The 655-nt window shown below is 41.8% G+C and carries 1 protein-coding gene; it reads right to left on the bottom strand.

What is annotated here, in order from left to right; translation table 11 throughout:
• Positions 1-655 (bottom strand): ISAon1 family transposase (locus I6E38_RS15035; protein WP_235394732.1); only part of this gene is annotated, 655 nt, incomplete at both ends.

The raw sequence follows: 655 nt of genomic DNA, 5'->3' as shown, positions 1-655 counted from the left end.
AAGCATATAGTTTTGTAAGTCTGAAAAGAAAGAATTTTATATCCGTTACTCCTCTTAAAGCAGCTCTAAACGCTTTAATTTTAGCATTAAAAGACTCTGCAAATGCATTAGTTGCCCTGTTGACAAAGAAGTTCAAGACTTCATCATAGTGCTCGTAAAGTGTGGCGGCAATAACATTGAAACTCTTAAAACCGGAATCGTCCACTTTGTTGTACCAACGTGCAAGCGAGAGTCTTGCTGCATCTTTGACAGTATTCTTGGTAAATATCATTCTTAGCGAATGTGTGAGAGAATAAGCCTCTTTAATGTCTGGATACGTTTCAAAGAGCACCTCTGCTCTTTGTCTCTGACTTTCAGTCCATTTATCGGCAGATTTGAAAAGCAGATATCTGCTGCGAGCCAGCAACTGCTTGTGGGTGTCACCATTTGCAAGCACAATTGGAGTGTATGCTATACCCTGGCATTTTGCTTCTTCTCTGGCATCCGTGTCTGCTTGAATGGCATCCCATCTATGGGCGATACGCATTTCCTGCAAGGCATCACAGGCAAGTTTCTGTATATGGAAACGGTCTATGGTGCGCATTGCATTCGGGAAACAGCGTCTGGCTATAAGTCGCATGGAATTCGACATATCCATTGTTATTTCCTTAACCAT

This window comes from Leyella stercorea (assembly GCF_021531355.1).
In the GTDB taxonomy this organism is placed as follows: domain Bacteria; phylum Bacteroidota; class Bacteroidia; order Bacteroidales; family Bacteroidaceae; genus Prevotella.
The sequence above is the reverse complement of the archived record's forward strand: the minus strand, read 5'-3'. Positions and strand labels throughout refer to the sequence as shown.